Source organism: Streptomyces sp. NPDC096324, assembly GCF_044763015.1.
Classification (GTDB): Bacteria; Actinomycetota; Actinomycetes; order Streptomycetales; family Streptomycetaceae; genus Streptomyces.
The window spans coordinates 211,092-230,888 of the sequence record NZ_JBIWFK010000013.1; the positions used below are offsets into that span (position 1 = coordinate 211,092).

The following is a 19,797-nucleotide window of genomic DNA, read 5'->3' on the forward strand; positions in this document are numbered from 1 at the left end:
TTACTCTCAGCGCACCTCGTTACCATGCGTGGACGCACATTCCGACGACCACTGACGACGACGAGGGACGGGCGAGCGCGTGGCCGAGGCGGCAGACTTCCAAGGGACGAGTCCCTCACCTGCCCGCCGGTGGCTCCGGCGCGGCGGTGCACTGCTGGCCGGGGCGCCGCTGCTGGCCGGGCTGCTCCAGCTCCCCCTGAGTACGCCCTCACAGGCCGCCGAGAAGGCTTCCGCGACCACCGCCTCCGAGTCCATGGCCACTGCCTCGGGGTCGTCCGGCCCCGTGGACGTCAGCCTCGACGCGCTGACGCCCAGCACCCCCACCGACGGCGACACGGTCACGGTCTCGGGCTCGGTCACCAACACGAGCAAGCAGACGGTCACCGACGCCCACGTGGGCATCCGGGTCGGACCGTCCCTGAACACCCGCACCGCCATCGACACGGTCGCGAAGCGCTCCAGCTTCCAGCCGGGCGTCGACCCGCTGGAGATCGGCGGCAAGTACGTCGCGAAGGTCACCAGGCTCCCTGCCGGCAGCTCGCAGCACTTCTCCCTCTCGGTCCCGGTGAAGGATCTCGACCTCGGCTCCGACGGGGTCTACCAGCTCGGTGTGTCGCTCACGGGCCGGACCACCGCACAGCCGTGGGACCAGGTCCTCGGCATCGAGCGGACGTTCCTGCCCTGGCAGCCCGACGCCGCGGACACGAAGACGAAGACGACGTACCTCTGGCCGCTCATCTCCACCGTCCACCTCACGGCGGAGACGGGTTCGGACGCGCAGCAGACGCCCGTCTTCAAGAACGACGACCTGGCCAAGGAGATCTCCCCGGGCGGCCGCCTGGACCAGCTCCTGTCGCTGGGCAGCCAGCTCGATGTCACCTGGGTCCTCGACCCCGACCTGCTGGCCTCCGTGGACGCGATGAGGGGCGGCTACCGGATCCAGCAGGAGAACGGCACCACCGTCGCCGGGAAGAACCAGGCGGTGGCCACTGCCTGGCTCGACAAGCTGGAGAAGGCGGTCCAGGGCCAGAGCCTGGTGGCCCTCCCCTTCGCCGACCCCGATCTCGCGTCGCTGGCCCATCACGGCAAGGACGTCACCGGTTCCCTGAGCCACCTCAAGGACGCCACCGATGTGGCGGCCGACACGGTCGAGACGATCGTCCACGTCAAGCCGAGCACGGAGTTCGCCTGGCCCGCGGACGGGGCGGTGGACCCGTCGATCATCAAGGTGGCCACGTCGGCCGGCGCGGACAAGGTGATCGCCCGCAGCGACAGCCTCCGCGAGACGGGCGGCCTGTCCTACACGCCCAGCGCCGCCCGCCCCATCGGCGGCGGGACCACGGCGGTGGTCGCGGACGAGCGGATGTCGACCGCGTTCCAGGGCGACATGATGAAGGCGGACACCTCGGCCCTCGCCGTCCAGAAGTTCCTCGCGCAGAGCCTGATGATCAACCTGCAGGAGCCGAAGAAGGAGCGCAGCATCGTCGTCGCTCCGCAGCGCACGCCCACGGCGAGCCAGGCACAGTCGATGGCCGAGGCCCTGCGGGCGCTCCAGCAGGGGAACTGGTCGCAGTCGCAGAGCCTGACCGAGGCCGCCAAGGCCAAGCCGGACCCCGGCGCCACCACGAGGGTGCCCTCCGGGTCCTCGTACCCTTCTTCGCTGCGCCACCGGGAGCTGCCGCGCTCTGCGTTCGAGCGGATCCAGGCGACCCAGGCCAAGCTCGACAAGTTCCGCGTGATCCTGACCGACGAGTCCCGTGTGGTCACGCCGTTCGGACGAGCCATAGAGCGGGGGATGTCGTCGTCCTGGCGCGGTCGGACCGCTGAGGCGGCGGACTTCCGGCAGGGCGTGGAGACCTACCTCGACGGGCTCATGGGCCTCGTGCACCTCATCCAGAAGTCGGACGCGAAGCTCTCCGGGCGCAGCGCCACGATCCCCGTGACGGTCCAGAACAACCTCGTGCAGGGTGTCGGCCATCTGGTGCTGCGCCTCACCTCGCAGCAGCCCACCCGACTCAAGATCGGCAACGGCCCGTACGACGAGCAGAAGATCCAGGTCGCGGGCGAGCACAGCCAGTCGGTCAAGTTCACGACGTCCACCCAGGCCAACGGCCCGGTGCAGGTCGTCGCCCAGCTCTACACGGAGGACGGGCAGCCGTACGGCGACCCGGTTCCCTTCGAGGTGAAGGTCACCGAGATCACCTCCACCGTGATGCTCGTCATCGGCGGCGGCGTCCTGCTTCTCGTACTCGCCGGTTTCCGGATGTACACGCAGCGTAAGCGCGCCGCGGCCCGGCGGGCCGAGGAGGACGCGGAGGACGGTCCCGAGGCGGGGGGCGACGGCGAGGACGCCGCAGCCACCGTGGACACTGACTCCACCGAAGATTCCGAGGCCGGTCCCGAACGGGCTTCCGCCCCGGAGTCCGGGGCAGACGACCCGGAGCAGCCGAGTGACCCGTCACCGGACACCGCACCGGAAAGCGCCGACCCGTCCGGCACGGGTGAGAGAGTGGACCGTTGAGCGATGTCGTGGCCGGTGGGCCCGGGGACGATGAGGTGGGGTAACCATGAACGCGCCGTACGACGGTGACCGCGGCCAGGGCGCGGGATCCTCGGGCTACCCCGAGGACCACCCGGACCGGGCCTCGGGCCGCCCCGGCCACCCCGAGGGCACGCCGGAGAACGCTCAGATGCCGCAGGGGTCTCCCGCGGACATGTACCTCCAGGACGCCTACGACCAGGATCCGTACCGGGCTCAGGACCTCTCGGCACAGGACCCGGTCGCGGAGGCGCTCTACGACCGTGCCGCGCACCCTCCGCCGCCGCCCGGCTCGTACGCCCCCCAGCAGCCGCTCTACGCACAGCCGCCCGCGTCGCAGTACGCGCCCGACCCGCGACTGTGGGCCCAGACACCTCCTCCGGAGCCGGCCGGGCCGACGCGTCACCTGCCGTACGGCGATGACGCCCGGACCACCCAGTACGTGGGCGTCGACGATCTGGTCACCCAGGCCGGCGAGGAACAGCATGAGCCCGACGCCTTCGCTCATCTCTTCCGCGACCAGCAGCAGGGCGGCGCCCGACACGGCTACGCCCCCGCCGCCTCCCCCGCGGTCCCGGCACCGGCCCCTGAGCCGGCTCCGGCCGCCGCTCAGCCGCCCGCGGCCGCTCAGGCGAAGTCGGGCGGCCGCGCCTCCGGCTTGCTGAAGTCGAGCGCCGTGATGGCGGCGGGCACGCTGGTGTCCCGTCTCACCGGCTTCGTACGCACCATGATCATCACCGCCGCCCTGGGTGCGGCGACCCTCGGTGACGCCTGGACCGTCGCGTACACCCTGCCGACGATGATCTACATCCTCACCGTCGGCGGCGGCCTCAACTCGGTCTTCGTGCCCCAGCTCGTGCGGTCCATGAAGGAGGACGACGACGGGGGCGAGGCATACGCCAACCGCCTGCTGACCCTCGTCATGGTCGCCCTCGGTGTGATCGTCACCGCCGCGGTCTTCATCGCGCCCCTGCTGATCAAGCTGATGTCGTCGCCCATCGCGAGCGACCCCGCGGCCAACAACGTGGCGGTCACGTTCGCCCGGTACTGCCTGCCCACGATCTTCTTCATGGGCGTGCACGTGGTCATGGGCCAGATCCTCAACGCCCGCGGGAAGTTCGGCGCGATGATGTGGACCCCGGTCCTGAACAACATCGTCATGATCTTCACGTTCGGCATGTTCCTCTGGGTCTACGGCACCGCCCGGCACTCCGGGATGGCGGTCACCAACATCCCGCCGGACGGCGTCCGCCTGCTGGGCATCGGCACCCTGCTCGGCCTGGTCGTCCAGGCCACGGCGATGGTTCCGTACCTGCGCGAGGCCGGCTTCCGCTTCCGTCCGCGCTTCGACTGGCGGGGCCACGGCCTCGGCAAGGCCATCAAGCTCGCCAAGTGGACCGTGCTCTTCGTCCTCGCCAACCAGGCCGGCGTTCTCGTCGTCACACAGCTCGCCACGGCGGCGGGCAAGGCCTCGGGCAAGAGCGGCGCGGGCATCATGGCCTACGCCAACGCCCAGCTCATCTGGGGCATGCCGCAGGCGATCATCACGGTCTCCGTCATGGCGGCCATGCTTCCGCGGATCTCGCGAGCGGCCCACGACGGAGACCCGGGAGCCGTCCGTGACGACATCTCGCAGGGTCTGCGGACCTCGGCCGTCGCGATCGTCCCGGTGGCCTTCATGTTCGTCGCCCTGGGCGTCCCCATGTGCACCCTGCTCTTCGGCTCCAGCGGCCTGCAGTCCGCCCAGTCCCAGGGCTACGTCCTCATGGCCTTCGCCCTCGGCCTGATCCCGTTCTCGGTGCAGTACGTGATCCTGCGCGGCTTCTACGCCTACGAGGACACCCGCACGCCGTTCTACAACACGGTCATCGTGGCCGCCGTCAACGCGGCCGCCTCGGCCGCCTGTTACATGGTCCTGCCCGCGCAGTGGGCGGTCGTCGGCATGGCCGGCGCCTACGGACTGGCGTACGCCGTGGGCGTCGGTGTGGCCTGGCAGCGACTGCGCAGGCGGCTGGGCGGCGACCTGGACGGTGCCCGCGTGCTGCGCACGTACGCGCGTCTGTGCCTGGCCTCCGTCCCTGGCGCCGTGGTGGGCGGCACCGTAGGCTTCGCGATCACCCGAGTCCTCGGGTACGGCGTGTTCGGTTCGATCGCGGCGCTCGTCCTCGGATCGATCGCCCTGCTCGGTGTCTTCTACGTCGCGGCGCGCAAGATGCGCATCGAAGAACTCAACTCAATGGTCGGAATGGTCCGCGGGCGCCTGGGGCGCTGAGGCGGGGGTAGGCGCACAACCATCGTCCGTCGCCGTGTGTCGTGCATAGCGCCGGACTGTGGGCACAATTGGTTTCTGCGTCGGACAGCGCGCAATGGATGGGGAGGCAGGGACGACGGTGGCGGAACGGAGCACGGCTGCCGTCGACGTGGCAGACAACAGCGGTGACGAACCGCTGACCGCCAAGGCGGACCAGACCACGTCCGACGGGGTGGCCCTCAACCAGGAGCGGGACACGGACAGCGAAGAGGCACAGGGGAGCGGCGGGACCGAGGGTCCCGGAAAGGCCTCACCGCCCGAACTGCACAGTGGTCACAAACTCGCCAGGCGCTATCGCCTCGAAGAGTGCGTCACCCGACTGGACGGTTTCAGCAGTTGGCGCGCGATGGACGAGAAGCTCCGCCGCGCCGTCGGAGTGCACCTGCTGCCCGCCAGTCATCCGCGTGCCCGCTCCGTCCTGGCGGCGGCCCGTTCCTCCGCCCTGCTGGGCGATCCCCGATTCGTCCAGGTCCTGGACGCGGTCGAGGAGAACGACCTCGTCTACGTGGTGCACGAGTGGCTGCCGGACGCCACGGAGCTCACCGCCCTCCTCGCCTCGGGGCCCCTCGAGGTGCACGAGGCCTACCAGATGGTCAGTCAGGTCTCGGGGGCCATGGCCGCCGCGCACCGCGAGGGCCTCGCGCATCTCAAGCTGACCCCGGGTGCCGTGCTGCGCACCTCCACCGGCCAGTGGCGCATCCGCGGGCTCGCCGTGAACGCGGCGCTGCGCGGTATCAGTTCGGACACCCCGCAGCGCACCGACACGGAGGCGATCGGCGCACTCCTGTACGCCGCCCTCACCCAGCGCTGGCCGTACGAGAGCGACGCCTACGGCCTGTCGGGGCTGCCCAAGGGCGTCGGCCTCATCGCGCCCGACCAGGTGCGTGCCGGTGTCCACCGGGGCCTGTCGGAGCTCGCCATGCGCGCGCTCGCCAACGACGGTGCGACCGCCTCCCGCCATGAGTCCCCGTGCACCACGCCGGAGGAGCTCGTGAAGGCGATCGGCGAGATGCCGCGCATCCGCCCGCCGGAGCCCGCGTTCACCGCACCGCCCGAGTACCAGCGCACGACGTACCAGCAGGGCACCTACGGCCGTCAGTCGCCGCGTCCCGGCGCCACCCAGGTCCTGCCGACTCCGCCGCCCCCGCTGCAGAGCCGTACCGGCACAGCCCTGAAGTGGGCCGTCTCGGCTCTCCTCATCGCCGCACTGGGCCTGGGCAGTTGGCAGCTCGCTGACGCGCTCATGGACCACAGCAAGCCCGATGACACCAAGAAGACCCAGACGACGGACGGCAACGAGAAGGGCGGCACCAAGCCCGCGCCGCTCAAGCCGATCGCGATCAAGGGTGCCGAGGAGTATGTCGCGAAGGGCGACGCCCAGGCCCCCGAAGACGTGCACAACACGTACGACGGCGCCAGCTCCACGTACTGGCGGAGCAGAAGCTTCCTGGACGGTCCGGAGATGAAGCCGTCCTTCAAGCCCGGCGTCGGCATCGTCTACGACCTCGGCTCGAAGCAGACCGTGTCCGCGGCTTCGATAGGGCTCCGCTACGCCGGTGATCACACCACGATCACCCTCTACGCGACGGACTCCACGAGCTCCTCGACACCGGTGGACTCGATGACGAAGATCGGGACCATCACATCGAACGGCACCACGGCGAAGATCACCGTCACCAAGAAGGCGCCGACCCAGTACGTACTGCTCTGGATCACAGCGATGCCCTACGCATCCGGTGACCAGTACAGCGGCGCCGGCTACAAGCAGGGCATCACGGATGTGAAGTTCAGCGGCTGACGCTCGTCGACGGAGGGGAGGGGGGTCCGATGGCCGATGAAGCCGAACACGGCATAGCAAGCGATCAGGATCTCCTGGCCCGCCACGTCGAAGGCGATCCGGACGCCTTCGGTGAGCTTGTGCGGCGCCATCGCGACCGACTGTGGGCCGTGGCCCTGCGGACGCTGGGAGACCGCGAGGAGGCCGCTGACGCGGTCCAGGACGCACTCGTCTCGGCCTACCGGGCCGCCCACACCTTCCGGGGCCAGTCGGCCGTCACGACCTGGCTGCACCGCATCACGGTGAACGCCTGCCTGGACCGCGCCCGCAAGGCAGCCTCCAGGAAGACGTCGCCCGTCGACGACACCCAGCGCCTGGAACAGCTTCTCGAACCGCACGAGTCCGCCGCCGCTCCCGCCGAGCGCAACGACCTCCACCGCGAGCTCATCGGCGCCCTCGGCACCCTCCCCGTCGATCAGCGCGCCGCCCTCGTCCTGGTGGACATGCAGGGCTACCCCGTGGCCGAGGCGGCCCGCATCCTCGATGTACCGACCGGCACCGTGAAGAGCCGCTGCGCGCGTGGCAGAGCCAGACTCCTTCCTCTGCTCACCCATCTCCGCACGGAGAGCCCGGGGGACGAGGAGACGAAGAAGTCGGGCGGCGGACGGAACCGGACGCAGGGGACATCCGTCCCACCCGCAGCGGGACCTCCCTCGTCGGGTGCCCGCGAGACAGGGCCAAGCGATTCAGCGGCTGTGAAGGGCGGAGGTGGGCGGGCGTGACATCCACGACGGACAAGGCCGGACACCCGGACGTCGCGGAGATCTCCGACCTCACCGAAGGTCTGCTCTCGCCTTCCCGCACCGAGGACGTGCGCCAGCACCTCGACGAGTGCGAGCTCTGCGCAGACGTCTACGACTCCTTGCAGGAGATCCGCGGCCTGCTCGGCACCCTGCCTGGTCCCTCGCGTATGCCGGACGATGTCGCCGAACGCATCGACGCCGCCCTGGCCGCGGAAGCTCTGCTGAGCTCCACAGCTCCCGACGAAGTGACCGCCGCCGACGACGACCGTGCTCATGTTTCACGTGAAACGTCGACCGCGTCACCCGCATCAACCGCGTCACCCGCCGGCAGTCCTTCCGGACATCCTCGTGGGGCCACCGGCCCCGGTCGCTCCCACCGGGCCCGCCACGGCCGCCGCAGGACGGCCCTCCTCACCGCCGCCTTCGCGGCGGCGGCTCTGGGCCTGGGCGCGATCCTCGTGCAGTCCCTGGACGGCGACGGCTCCGGAAAGACCGGCCAGACGGCGACGCGGCACGAGTCGGGATCGCCCACGGCTTTCTCCGCGGAGACGCTGAAGGGCGAGGTCTCGAACCTTCTCGCCAAGAACAAGACGTCGGGTGACGGCTCGCCCAGCGTCAAGCCCTGGAGTGCCGAGTCGCAGGACGCCGGAACCGACTCGGGCGGGGTGAAGACCTTGATCACCCCCACCCCGGCGGTTCCCGAGTGCGTCCAGCAGGGGACCGGAGACCCCGGGGCGCTCCTCGCCGCCAAGACGGGCTCGTTCAAGGGGAAGAACGTCTATCTCCTCGTGGTGTCCGACGCCGCCGACAAGACGAAGGTCACCGCTTACCTCGTCGACGCCTCCTGTGAGAAGCAGTCCTCTCCGTCGCCCGGCAAGCTGCTCCTGACCCGGTCGTACGGCCGTTCCTGAACGGTCTCCGTGTGCCCCGACACAGCGGGAATTGAAGCCCCTTAGGATCCGTTGGGTGGGGTGAGAGTACTGAGAGATGCTCCCACCGGAACGCAGCAGTCTCCAGAGACGAGGAATCAAGCCGTGAGCGACGTCCGTAACGTGATCATCATCGGGTCTGGGCCCGCCGGCTACACGGCGGCGCTCTACACCGCGCGCGCGTCGCTGAAGCCGCTGGTCTTCGAAGGCGCCGTCACCGCGGGCGGTGCGCTGATGAACACCACCGAGGTCGAGAACTTCCCCGGCTTCCAGGACGGCATCATGGGCCCCGAGCTCATGGACAACATGCGCGCCCAGGCCGAGCGCTTCGGTGCCGAGCTGGTCCCGGACGATGTCGTCGCCGTCGACCTGACGGGCGAGATCAAGACCGTCACGGACACCGCCGGCACGGTGCACCGTGCCAAGGCCGTCATCGTCACGACGGGTTCGCAGCACCGCAAGCTCGGTCTCCCGAACGAGGACACGCTCTCCGGGCGTGGCGTCTCCTGGTGCGCGACCTGTGACGGCTTCTTCTTCAAGGACCACGACATCGCCGTCATCGGTGGTGGCGACACCGCGATGGAGGAAGCCACTTTCCTCTCGCGCTTCGCCAAGTCCGTCACCATCGTTCACCGCCGGGACAGCCTGCGCGCCTCCAAGGCGATGCAGGAGCGTGCCTTCGCGGACCCGAAGATCAAGTTCATCTGGGACAGCGAGATCGCCGAGATCAAGGGCGACCCGAAGCTGGCCGGTCTGACGCTGCGCAACCTGAAGACCGGGGAGACCTCCGAACTGCCGGTGACCGGTCTGTTCATCGCGATCGGCCACGACCCGCGCACCGAGCTCTTCAAGGGTCAGCTCGACCTGGACGGCGAGGGCTACCTGAAGGTCGCCGCGCCTTCGACCCGCACCAACCTGACGGGTGTCTTCGGCGCCGGTGACGTCGTCGACCACACGTACCGCCAGGCGATCACCGCGGCCGGTACCGGCTGCTCCGCCGCCCTCGACGCCGAGCGTTACCTCGCCGCCCTGACGGACAGCGAGACCGCTGCCGCCACCGTCTGATCACCTCCCTCCTCCCCACCGCACCAACAAGTTAAGGAGCCCGCCGTGGCCGGCACCCTCAAGAACGTGACTGACGACTCCTTCGAGCAGGACGTCCTCAAGAGCGACAAGCCCGTCCTGGTGGACTTCTGGGCCGCCTGGTGCGGTCCGTGCCGCCAGATCGCCCCGTCGCTCGAGGCCATCGCCGCCGAGCACGGAGACAAGATCGAGATCGTCAAGCTCAACATCGACGAGAACCCGGCGACGGCCGCCAAGTACGGCGTCATGTCGATCCCGACCCTGAACGTCTACCAGGGTGGCGAGGTCGCCAAGACCATCGTCGGTGCGAAGCCGAAGGCCGCGATCGTGCGCGACCTCGAGGACTTCATCGCCGAGTAGTCGGCGACGGCCGCGCATGCGGCGCGTGTGTTTCACGTGAAACACGAATGGGCCAGCCCGAGCGGGCTGGCCCATTCGCTTTGCCGGAGGGCGGCCGAATTCGCTTTGCCGGAGGGCGGCCGAACGGTCGGAAGGACACGCTGACCCCGGACGCGAACGCAGTAGTCGGCCGACGTCACAGAGGACGAAGCGCAGGCTCCTTCTGCACGGCTCCGAGGAGACGGTCCAGCGCCAACTCCACGTCTTCCTTCCAGGAGAGCGTGGTGCGCAGTTCCAGCCGCAGGCGCGGGTATCTGGGGTGAGGGCGCACGGTCTTGAAGCCGACCGCGACGAGATGATCGGCGGGGAGCACGCAGGCGGGTTCCTTCCACCGGGCGTCTCCGAAAGCCTCGATCGCCTTGAATCCGCGACGGATCAGATCCTTGGCCACCGTCTGGACCAGGACTCGCCCCAGCCCCTGTCCCTGGTAGCCCGGCATGATGAACGAGGTCATGAGCTGAACCGCGTCCGGCGCCACGGGGCTTGTGGGGAACGCCGTGGAACGGGGGACGTAGGCAGGCGGCGCGTAGAGCACGTAGCCCACCGGCACCTCGTCCACGTAGGCGACCCGGCCGCAGGACCCCCAGTCCAGCAGCACCGAGGAGATCCACGATTCCTTCTCCACGGTGCTCGTGCCCGCCTTCAGCGCGGCTTCACCGCTGACAGGATCCAGTTCCCAGAAGACGCACGTGCGACAGCGCTGGGGAAGGTCCGGAAGGTTGTCCAGCGTGAGCGGTACGAACCGGCGCCCCATGAAGGCTGTTCCTCGCTTCCCTCGCCCGCGGCCTCACGGGCGGCTGTCAGATGGCTCCGCTCTCTGAGCAGGCTGCCGACGAACCCGCCGACCGCTCCCAGACCCAGACCCGCGGTCACCAGTCCGGTACGGCTCACGGTCTGCATGACCCCCGCCTCCCCGATGAAGGTGCTGCCAGGTGGATGCGCCATACCCATCGCATCGTATCCACGAAGCGATTCCATCGATACCGCCGGAAAGCAAAGAGCGGACCGTATTCCGGCACACGCCGGACACGGCCCGCTCTTCAGGTGAACCCGATCGGACATCGGACCACCGAAAGCCGACTCAGGCTTCCGCGTCGTCCGAGTCGTCGTCCAGAAGGCTCTTCTGAAGGACCGGTCCTTCTCCCGGAGCGAGGGAGCCGAGGATGCGTTCGAGGTCTTCCATCGAAGCGAACTCGACAGTGATCTTGCCCTTCTTCTGCCCGAGGTCGACCTTCACCCGCGTCTCGAAGCGGTCGGAGAGGCGCGTCGCCAGATCGCTCAGCGCCGGAGAGACCCGGCTGCCGGCGCGCGGCCCCTTGGAGCGCTGAGCGGTCTGCGGACGCGACCCCATCAGGGTCACGATCTCCTCCACAGCCCGTACCGAGAGACCCTCCGCGACGATGCGGTGAGCCAGGCGGTCCTGTTCCTCCGAGTCGTCGACCGCGAGGAGCGCCCGGGCGTGCCCCGCGGAGAGAACTCCGGCAGCCACGCGACGCTGAACCGACGGGGAGAGTTTCAGAAGCCGCAGGGTGTTGGAGACCTGAGGACGCGACCGCCCGATCCGGTCCGCCAACTGGTCGTGCGTGCAGTTGAAGTCCTTGAGGAGCTGGTCGTAGGCCGCCGCCTCCTCCAGCGGGTTCAACTGAGCCCGGTGGAGGTTCTCAAGGAGCGCGTCCAGGAGAAGCTTCTCGTCCTCCGTCGCGCGCACGATCGCGGGAATGGCCTCGAGCCCCGCCTCACGGCAGGCCCGGAACCGACGCTCTCCCATGATGAGCTCGTAGCGCCCGGAACCCACCTGGCGTACGACGACGGGCTGGAGGAGTCCGACCTCCTTGATGGAGGTGACCAGCTCGGCGAGAGCGTCCTCGTCGAAGATCTCACGCGGCTGGCGCGGATTCGGCGTGATGGCGTCGAGGGGCAGCTCGGCGAAGTGGGCCCCGACGGGAGCCTGAAGCGTCTCCAGCGACGCGTTGCCCTCCCCCTCGTCCGTTTCACGTGAAACAGACGGCAGCGTGGTCACCTTCGCCGCCGCGACCCCGCGCTCCGCGGTGAGTACCGGTACGGCAGTCTGCGAGGAGGGAGACCCACTCGCCGAAACACCCGGCCGCTCGCCTGTCGGAGCCGCAGGGATCAGCGCGCCCAGGCCCCGCCCCAGACCCCGTCGTCGGTCGCTCACTGGATCCCCTCCACCATGCTCTGATCGTTCTGTCCGCCCAGATGGGCATGTTGCTCGTCGTACGCCACTCCGACTCCTCGAAGGGCGATTTCGCGCGCCGCCTCAAGGTACGAGAGAGCACCGCTCGAACCCGGATCGTAGGTCAGAACCGTCTGACCGTAACTCGGGGCCTCCGAAATACGCACTGAGCGCGGAATGCTCGTTCGCAGCACCTCCTTGCCGAAGTGGCTGCGCACCTCCTCCGCGACCTGGGACGCGAGGCGGGTCCGACCGTCGTACATGGTGAGCAGAATCGTCGAGACGTGGAGGTCGGGGTTGAGGTGCCCGCGCACCAGGTCGACGTTGCGCAGGAGCTGCCCCAAGCCTTCGAGTGCGTAGTACTCGCACTGAATAGGGATGAGCACCTCCGCGCCGGCCACCAGGGCGTTGACCGTCAGCAGACCGAGCGACGGCGGGCAGTCGATGAGGATGTAGTCCAGCGGCTGCTCGTACGCCAGGATCGCTCGTTCCAGCCGGCTCTCACGGGCCACCAACGACACCAGCTCGATCTCCGCACCGGCGAGATCGATGGTGGCGGGGGCACAGAAAAGACCCTCGACATCGGGGACCGGCTGAACAACCTCGGAGAGCGGCTTGCTGTCGATCAGCACGTCATAGATCGATGGAACCTCGGCATGGTGATCGATACCCAGCGCCGTGGAGGCATTGCCCTGAGGGTCGAGGTCGATCACCAGGACCCGGCCGCCGTGCAGTGCCAGCGAGGCGGCAAGGTTGACCGTGGTCGTGGTCTTACCCACCCCACCCTTCTGGTTGGCGACCACGATGACTCGGGTCTGCTCGGGCCGTGGCAGGCCCTCGCCGGCGCGACCTAGCGCCTCCACAGCCAGTTGGGCAGCACGACCGATGGGAGTGTCGTCCATCGGGGGCGGTGTTTCACGTGAAACATCGTCCCCCATTGACTCGGTACGGGGACCGGGGACCGGATCGGTCATCGGTCCCGCGATGTTGGCGTCGGACCGCAAGGATTCACTCTCCTCGACTTCAGGCTCGCAATGAACAGAGCCTCCCATGCCTTTGGGGTCGCGAACCAGCGAGGCCCGTTGTTCTGTGGAGAAATCCACCTCTGTGGACAACTCCGGACCTCCTCCGAGTGCCCCGAGAGGCCGCCGATCGCGGGGTTCGGCCGCAGCTCGGCCGCGACTGATGATGCCGTGCAACAGTGAGCGACGTTTCACGTGAAACACGATGCCTAGCCGCCCGGATCATCGCGGCGCGACACTCCGATATGCGCAGGTTTGGCAGCTTTTGCGCAATAGGTCGCATCATCGGGCTCGCTCCGCCCGGAGTGAGCCCGAGTGAGAAACAACTCCTGACTCCGCACGGAGAACGGCACCCTCTCGGCTCCGAACAGAGACCTTCCCGGCCCGCTTCGGCTCTCAACGCGAAACTCCCGGCCCCCTCACTGGGGAACCGGGAGTCGCGATGCTCGCATCGAACCTGGGTCAGCGTCGACGACGCGTCCGGCCCGTCCTGGCGGCCTTGGCCCGCTTCGCGGCGAAGCGCACGCCGCCGGGGCTCTCACCCACCTCCACCCTCACCACGGTGGACATCGGATCCACGATGCCCTCGCCGACGTGCAGGATGGACGTCTCCACGGCACCGAGCTTGCTCAGCGCCGTGGCAGAGGCCTTCAGCTCCTCCTCCGCGGTGTCGCCCTTGAGGGCCAGCATCTCGCCGTACGGGCGCAGCAGCGGGATGCCCCAGGTCGCCAGCCGGTCGAGCGGAGCGACGGCCCTGGCGGTCACCACGTGAACCGGCTGGAGCTTGCCCATGACCTCCTCGGCTCGGCCGCGGACGACGGTCACATGGTCGAGACCGAGCAGTTCCACGACCTCCGTGAGGAAGTTCGTCCGACGCAGCAGGGGTTCGAGCAGTGTGATCTTGATGTCCTCCCTGACGAGCGCCAGGGGAATGCCGGGCAGTCCCGCACCGGAACCGACATCGCACACGGTCACACCCTCGGGCACGACCTCGGAGAGCACCGCGCAGTTCAGCAGGTGCCGCTCCCAGAGCCTGGGCACTTCCCGCGGGCCGATCAGCCCGCGCTGCACTCCCGCCTCGGCCAGCAGTTCCGCGTACCGGACCGCGTCCGCGAAGCGATCACCGAAAACCTCGCGCGCCTGCTCGGGCGCGGGGGGAAGCTCCGCTGCCTCCGTCACGGGGGACCGTCCTTCCGTACCGCTTGAGCGCACTGGGCGCTGATCACCAGGACTATCAGGCTGACAAAATTCGGCCCCGTCTGCGCAACAGACGGGGCCGAAGGAACGTACGTACCGATCAGGCAGGAAGCACGACGACGAAGCGCTGCGGCTCCTCGCCCTCGGACTCGCTGCGCAGGCCGGCGGCCTTGACCGCGTCGTGCACGACCTTGCGCTCGAAGGGCGTCATCGGGTCCATCTTCACCGGCTCACCGGAGCTCTTGACCTCGGCGGCGGCCTTGGCACCCAGCTCGGAGAGCTCCTCGCGCTTCTTGGCCCGGAATCCCGCGATGTCCAGCATCAGCCGGCTGCGGTCTCCGGTCTCCCGGTGCACGGCCAGACGCGTGAGCTCCTGAAGTGCTTCCAGCACCTCGCCGTCGCGGCCGACCAGCTTCTGCAGGTCTCGGCCGCCCGAGTCGCTGACAATCGAGACAGCGGCGCGGTCGGCCTCGACGTCCATGTCGATGTCGCCGTCGAGATCGGCGATGTCGAGCAGACCCTCGAGGTAGTCCGCGGCGATCTCGCCTTCCTGCTCCAGGCGGGTCAGGGTGTCGCCCTCAGCGGCGGCGGAGGTGGTGCCTTCCGTCACGGGATGGACTCCTTCTTACTTCTTGGACGGGGACTTGGGCCGCTGCGGGCCCTTGCGCTGTCCGGACTGGGCCTTGCTGCGGGTACCGGTGCCGGGCTTGCTGCCGCCCCCGGAGGCCGGCTTGGCGGCGGCGGAGGGTTTGGCGTCCTGCGGCTCGTCGGACTTGGTCAGCGAGGTCTTCGGCTCCGCGTCCTCGGCCGACGTGTCGGCCGACGCACTGCCGGACGCTCCGCCCGACTGACGCTGTGCCTTGGTCTGACGCTTCGGCTGCTGACGCTTGGGAGCAGCGGCCGCGGTGGTCGTGGTGCCGTCCTCGGACTCGACGACCGTCGTGTTCTCACCGGCCACCACGGCACCGTCGGGCTGGGCCACGAGACCCGCCTTGGTGAGGCCGTTGACGAACTTGCGCTCGAACTCGTTGCGGTCACGGCCCTTGGCGACGATGGCCTTCACGATGGCCTTCTCGCCCCGGCCACGCGTCTTGCCGTGCTGCGTGACGTGCTTCTGCAGGCGCTCCAGGTACGCGGCCTGAGCCTTCGAGCCCGGCGTCGGGTTGTTGCGGATGACGTACATCTGCTGGCCCATGGTCCACACGTTCGTGGTCAGCCAGTAGATGAGGACACCGACGGGGAAGCGGATACCGAAGAAGGCGAACATGATCGGGAAGACGTACATCAGCATCTTCTGCTGCTGCATGAACGGCGTCTTCACCGTCGTGTCGACGTTCTTGGTCATCAGCTGACGCTGCGTGTAGAACTGCGACCCCGACATCAGCACGATCATGATCGCGGTGACGACGCGGACGTCCGTCAGCGAGGCGCCGAGCTTCTCGACGGTCTCGGCGCTGTCCAGGAACTTCGCGGCCAGCGGGGCGCCGAAGATGTGTGCCTTCTGCGCGCTCTCCAGGAGGCTCTGGTTGATGACACCCACGGTCTCGCCGGACGCGATGCCGTTGAGCACGTGGTACAGGGCGAAGAAGAACGGGGACTGCGCCAGGATGGGAAGGCACGAGGAGAGCGGGTTGGTGCCCGCGTCCTTGTACAGCTTCATCATCTCTTCGGACTGGCGCTGCTTGTCGTTCTTGTAGCGCTCCTGGATCTTCTTCATCTCGGGCTGCAGCGTCTGCATGGCCCGGGTCGCCTTGATCTGCTTCACGAAGAGCGGGATCAGGCAGATGCGGATCAGAATCACCAGGGACACGATGGACAAGCCCCAGGCCCACCCGGTGTCAGGGCCGAAGATGTGGCCGTACACCGTGTGGAACTGGACGATGACCCAGGAAACGGGTGTCGTGATGAAGCTGAACAGATTGGCAATCGTGTCCACTAATCAAGCTCCTTGAGCATGGGACGGGGTCTCGGCGGCCGGGCTCGGGGCAGTGGGCTCCCCGATGGCCGGTTCGGCGGCGGAGGTCCCGCCCCTGCGTGCACGCCAGGCGTTACGCAGCAATTCGTGCCAGCGCGGACGCTTGCGCGGCGGAACATGGTCCACACCACCCAGCGACCACGGGTTGCACCGCAGGATGCGCCAGGCGGTTAGTGCCGTTCCCTTGATCGCACCGTGCCGGTCGATGGCTGTGTAGCCGTATCGGGAGCACGACGGGTAGTACTTGCAGACCGGCCCGAGCAACGGGCTGATCGTCCACTGGTACAGCTTGATGAGAGCAAGCAGTGGGTACTTCATCGCGCGCCCCCTCCCAGCAGCCGCTGCAGGGCGGCATCCAGGTCTCGGGCCAGCTGTTCATGGTCGGCGTCACCCGCACCGGGCAGCGCTCGTACGACTACCAGGCTACCGGGGGGCAACAGGGCGACTCGGTCGCGCATCAGATGGCGAAGTCTGCGCTTCACCTTGTTGCGGACGACCGCTCCGCCCACGGCTTTGCTCACGACGAAACCCGCACGCGTCGAGGGAGCGCTCTCCCCAGGCGCGTGCGGGTCCGGTGCACCGCTACGTAGATGGACGACGAGAAGCGGGCGTCCGGCCCGGCGTCCTCGGCGTACCGCGGTCGCGAAGTCTTCGCGCCGCCTCAGCCGATGCTCGGTAGGCAGCACGAGATCATGACCTGTGAGTAATCAGGCGGACAGGCTCGCGCGACCCTTGCCACGGCGGTTCGCGAGAATCGCGCGGCCGGCACGGGTGCGCATCCGCAGGCGGAAGCCGTGGGTCTTGGCGCGACGACGGTTGTTCGGCTGGAAGGTGCGCTTGCTCACTCGGGGGCTCCAGAAAGAATCGGTGGTGGCGGGGTGCCGTCCTGGCTGTCACCGTGCGCCCACGAGGAAACTCGCATTACGCCCGAGTGCACCGCTTCCCGATCGCTCTTCGCGATCTGTGCCCATCGGAGGCAGGCGGCAGCAGCCATCGACAACTCGACCTGGTTACGGTACGCGCGGCTACGCCATCCGGTCAAACCAACCTCCGGCAGGGGACACTATCCACAGGCTGGGGACAACAACTTGAACCGTACCCGTCGCCCTGACTACCGTGGCTGGACTCCGATTCGTTCCCTTCCCGCCGCCCCAGCGGTTTTGTTCCCCCCGCCCCAAGCGACTGACTTCCCAACCTGTTCCCAGAACCACACGTTCGTGGGACCCGTGAGAGAGCGTGCCCCGTGGCTGACGTACCTGCCGATCTTGCCGCAGTGTGGCCACGCGTGATGGAACAACTGCTGGGTGAGGGCCGCGGGCAGGGTGTCGAGGGGAAGGACGAGCACTGGATCAAGCGCTGTCAGCCCCTGGCCCTGGTCGCCGACACCGCTCTGCTCGCCGTTCCCAACGAGTTCGCCAAGAACGTACTGGAGGGCCGTCTCGCCCCGATCGTCAGCGAGACCCTGAGCCGCGAGTGCGGGCGCCCCATCCGGATCGCCATCACGGTCGACGACTCCGCGGGCGATCCCTCCATGCCCGCCCCGCCCCGCTACGAGGAGCCCGAGCTCCCCGCCGGACCGGCCCAGGGCCGTGACCCGTACGAGAGTCAGGGCCGCGAGGACCGCGGCGGCTACGAGGGCGGCGCGTACGACGGCGCACAGCCGCGGGACAAGCGCGGGGCGTACGAGGGCCAGGGACGGGACGAGCGCGGCGGCTACGACGCCGATCAGGGCCGCGACGACCGCGGCGGGTACGAGCCGCAGGGCCGTGAGGACCGTGCTCCGTACGACTCCCGTCGCGACGGCTACGAGGGCTACGGCCGCCACCGCGCGGACGACCACCGCGGCGGCCGCGCCGAACCGCTGCCCGGTGCCCCGGGCGACCAGCTCCCGACCGCCCGTCCCGCGTACCCGGACTACCAGCGCCCGGAACCGGGCGCCTGGCCGCGCCACTCCCAGGACGACTACGGCTGGCAGCAGCAGCGCCTCGGCTTCCCCGAGCGGGACCCTTACGCCTCGCCGCCGCAGGACTACCGGCCCCAGTCGGTGGAGCGCCCGCCCTACGAGCAGCAGCGCCCCGACTACGACCAGCGCTCCGACCGCCGCGATCTGCAGAACCCCTCCGACGGCGGCCAGGGGCGCAGGGGCGTCCCCTCTCCGCCGTCCACGGGCGGGGCCCCCGGCTCGAAGTCGGCGCAGCCCGGGCCGGTCCCGGGCCCGGGCGAGCCCACCGCGCGGCTGAATCCGAAGTACCTCTTCGACACGTTCGTGATCGGCGCCTCGAACCGCTTCGCGCACGCCGCCGCCGTGGCCGTCGCCGAGGCGCCGGCGAAGGCGTACAACCCCCTGTTCATCTACGGGGAGTCGGGACTCGGCAAGACGCACCTGCTGCACGCGATCGGGCACTACGCGCGCAGCCTCTACCCGGGCACCCGGGTGCGGTACGTGAGCTCGGAGGAGTTCACCAACGAGTTCATCAACTCCATCCGCGACGGCAAGGGCGACAGCTTCCGCAAGCGGTACCGGGAGATGGACATCCTGCTCGTCGACGACATCCAGTTCCTCGCGGACAAGGAGTCGACGCAGGAGGAGTTCTTCCACACCTTCAACACCCTGCACAACGCGAACAAGCAGATCGTGCTCTCCAGCGACCGGCCGCCCAAGCAGCTCGTCACGCTCGAGGACCGGCTGCGCAACCGCTTCGAGTGGGGTCTGATCACCGACGTCCAGCCGCCCGAGCTGGAGACCCGTATCGCCATCCTCCGCAAGAAGGCGGTCCAGGAGCAGCTCAACGCCCCGCCGGAGGTGCTGGAGTTCATCGCGTCCCGGATCTCGCGCAACATCCGCGAGCTGGAGGGCGCGCTGATCCGGGTGACGGCGTTCGCGTCGCTCAACCGGCAGCCGGTGGACCTCGGTCTGACGGAGATCGTCCTCAAGGACCTGATCCCCGGCGGCGAGGACTCGGCCCCCGAGATCACCGCGACCGCGATCATGGCGTCCACCGCCGACTACTTCGGGCTCACCGTGGACGATCTGTGCGGGTCCTCGCGCAGCCGTGTCCTGGTGACGGCTCGGCAGATCGCCATGTACCTGTGCCGTGAGCTCACGGATCTGTCGCTGCCGAAGATCGGCGCGCAGTTCGGCGGCCGCGACCACACGACCGTGATGCACGCGGACCGCAAGATCCGGGCGCTGATGGCCGAACGCCGCTCGATCTACAACCAGGTCACCGAGCTCACGAACCGCATCAAGAACGGCTGACGGAGGCCGGCGGCTCCGACGGAGACCGACGGAGCCACCCGAAGGGCGTCCAGGGACATCGTCCCTGGACGCCCTTCGCCGTTCCCGCTCCCGTTTCGCCTTCCCGCCCGCTGCGAACGCCCCGGTTCCCCACCGGTTCACGCGCCTCCCGAGGGCTCCTGAACCGCTTCCCGAGGCCTCCGGGACCGCGTTCCGGGGATTCCGGGCCCGTCGCCGGCGCTACCGGCCCGACATCTGCTGTTCGAATCCGAGCCTGGTTACGGCCACTCTCCACAGATGTGGTGACTTTTTTCCGTCCACATCCTGGGG

17 protein-coding genes are annotated in these 19,797 nt (G+C 68.7%); 8 read left to right on the forward strand and 9 right to left on the reverse strand.

The genetic code is table 11. The annotated features are described in order from the left end of the window. Nucleotides 1–79: 79 nt before the first annotated feature. The 7 genes from ACIQ7M_RS31985 (at nucleotide 80) to trxA (ending at nucleotide 9,802) form a co-directional block, all read left to right on the forward strand. Nucleotides 80–2,521: a DUF6049 family protein gene (locus ACIQ7M_RS31985; protein ID WP_403650884.1), complete on the forward strand. Its 2,442-nt coding sequence runs from the start codon at nucleotides 80–82 to the stop codon at nucleotides 2,519–2,521. Between the two features lie 46 nt (nucleotides 2,522–2,567). Then, the gene (murJ, locus tag ACIQ7M_RS31990) at nucleotides 2,568–4,811 is read left to right on the forward strand and encodes a murein biosynthesis integral membrane protein MurJ (protein ID WP_355768780.1); all 2,244 of its coding nucleotides are present in this window, start codon (nucleotides 2,568–2,570) and stop codon (nucleotides 4,809–4,811) included. Nucleotides 4,812–4,929: 118 nt separating this feature from the next. Continuing rightward, the gene (locus ACIQ7M_RS31995; RefSeq protein WP_403650887.1) at nucleotides 4,930–6,648 is read left to right on the forward strand and encodes a protein kinase family protein; all 1,719 of its coding nucleotides are present in this window, start codon (nucleotides 4,930–4,932) and stop codon (nucleotides 6,646–6,648) included. Nucleotides 6,649–6,677: 29 nt separating this feature from the next. Then, on the forward strand, nucleotides 6,678–7,409 hold the full coding sequence (sigM, locus tag ACIQ7M_RS32000) for an RNA polymerase sigma factor SigM (protein ID WP_355768774.1): 732 nt from the start codon (nucleotides 6,678–6,680) through the stop codon (nucleotides 7,407–7,409). Then, nucleotides 7,406–8,341, forward strand: coding sequence for an anti-sigma factor family protein (locus tag ACIQ7M_RS32005; protein ID WP_403650889.1), 936 nt, complete (start codon nucleotides 7,406–7,408; stop codon nucleotides 8,339–8,341). The genes sigM and ACIQ7M_RS32005 overlap by 4 nt, the downstream gene beginning before the upstream one ends. Nucleotides 8,342–8,464: 123 nt before the next feature. After that, nucleotides 8,465–9,424 (forward strand): thioredoxin-disulfide reductase, encoded by a 960-nt coding sequence (trxB, locus tag ACIQ7M_RS32010; RefSeq protein ID WP_355768768.1) that lies wholly within the window; start codon nucleotides 8,465–8,467, stop codon nucleotides 9,422–9,424. Between the two features lie 45 nt (nucleotides 9,425–9,469). Beyond that, entirely contained in the window at nucleotides 9,470–9,802 is a 333-nt protein-coding gene (trxA, locus tag ACIQ7M_RS32015) for a thioredoxin (RefSeq protein ID WP_326786756.1), read from the forward strand. Nucleotides 9,803–9,977: 175 nt separating this feature from the next. Here the strand turns inward: trxA and ACIQ7M_RS32020 are convergent, their stop codons facing one another. The 9 genes from ACIQ7M_RS32020 to rpmH form a co-directional block, all read right to left on the reverse strand. Further along, nucleotides 9,978–10,595, reverse strand: coding sequence for a GNAT family N-acetyltransferase (locus tag ACIQ7M_RS32020; RefSeq protein WP_355768764.1), 618 nt, complete (start codon nucleotides 10,593–10,595; stop codon nucleotides 9,978–9,980). 327 nt (nucleotides 10,596–10,922) lie between these two features. Further along, nucleotides 10,923–12,017, reverse strand: a complete 1,095-nt coding sequence (locus ACIQ7M_RS32025; protein WP_403650892.1) for a ParB/RepB/Spo0J family partition protein — start codon at nucleotides 12,015–12,017, stop codon at nucleotides 10,923–10,925. Continuing rightward, nucleotides 12,014–13,087, reverse strand: a complete 1,074-nt coding sequence (locus ACIQ7M_RS32030) for a ParA family protein (protein ID WP_355768789.1) — start codon at nucleotides 13,085–13,087, stop codon at nucleotides 12,014–12,016. The genes ACIQ7M_RS32025 and ACIQ7M_RS32030 overlap by 4 nt, the downstream gene beginning before the upstream one ends. Before the next feature lie 432 nt (nucleotides 13,088–13,519). Then, nucleotides 13,520–14,236, reverse strand: coding sequence for a 16S rRNA (guanine(527)-N(7))-methyltransferase RsmG (rsmG, locus tag ACIQ7M_RS32035; RefSeq protein ID WP_351869328.1), 717 nt, complete (start codon nucleotides 14,234–14,236; stop codon nucleotides 13,520–13,522). A 118-nt stretch (nucleotides 14,237–14,354) separates the two neighbouring features. Continuing rightward, nucleotides 14,355–14,864 (reverse strand): R3H domain-containing nucleic acid-binding protein, encoded by a 510-nt coding sequence (locus tag ACIQ7M_RS32040; protein WP_355768758.1) that lies wholly within the window; start codon nucleotides 14,862–14,864, stop codon nucleotides 14,355–14,357. Nucleotides 14,865–14,879: 15 nt separating this feature from the next. Then, nucleotides 14,880–16,190 (reverse strand): membrane protein insertase YidC, encoded by a 1,311-nt coding sequence (gene yidC / locus ACIQ7M_RS32045; protein WP_355768756.1) that lies wholly within the window; start codon nucleotides 16,188–16,190, stop codon nucleotides 14,880–14,882. Between the two features lie 3 nt (nucleotides 16,191–16,193). Beyond that, entirely contained in the window at nucleotides 16,194–16,547 is a 354-nt protein-coding gene (yidD, locus tag ACIQ7M_RS32050; protein WP_355768753.1) for a membrane protein insertion efficiency factor YidD, read from the reverse strand. Then, nucleotides 16,544–16,915 (reverse strand): ribonuclease P protein component, encoded by a 372-nt coding sequence (gene rnpA, locus ACIQ7M_RS32055; protein WP_078942937.1) that lies wholly within the window; start codon nucleotides 16,913–16,915, stop codon nucleotides 16,544–16,546. Before rnpA ends, yidD begins: the two co-directional genes overlap by 4 nt. A 21-nt stretch (nucleotides 16,916–16,936) precedes the next feature. Beyond that, nucleotides 16,937–17,074: a 50S ribosomal protein L34 gene (rpmH, locus tag ACIQ7M_RS32060; RefSeq protein ID WP_006381191.1), complete on the reverse strand. Its 138-nt coding sequence runs from the start codon at nucleotides 17,072–17,074 to the stop codon at nucleotides 16,937–16,939. 398 nt (nucleotides 17,075–17,472) lie between these two features. On the opposite strand from rpmH, the gene dnaA reads away from it, so the two are divergent. Further along, on the forward strand, nucleotides 17,473–19,488 hold the full coding sequence (gene dnaA, locus ACIQ7M_RS32065; protein WP_403650896.1) for a chromosomal replication initiator protein DnaA: 2,016 nt from the start codon (nucleotides 17,473–17,475) through the stop codon (nucleotides 19,486–19,488). Nucleotides 19,489–19,797 lie beyond the last annotated feature (309 nt).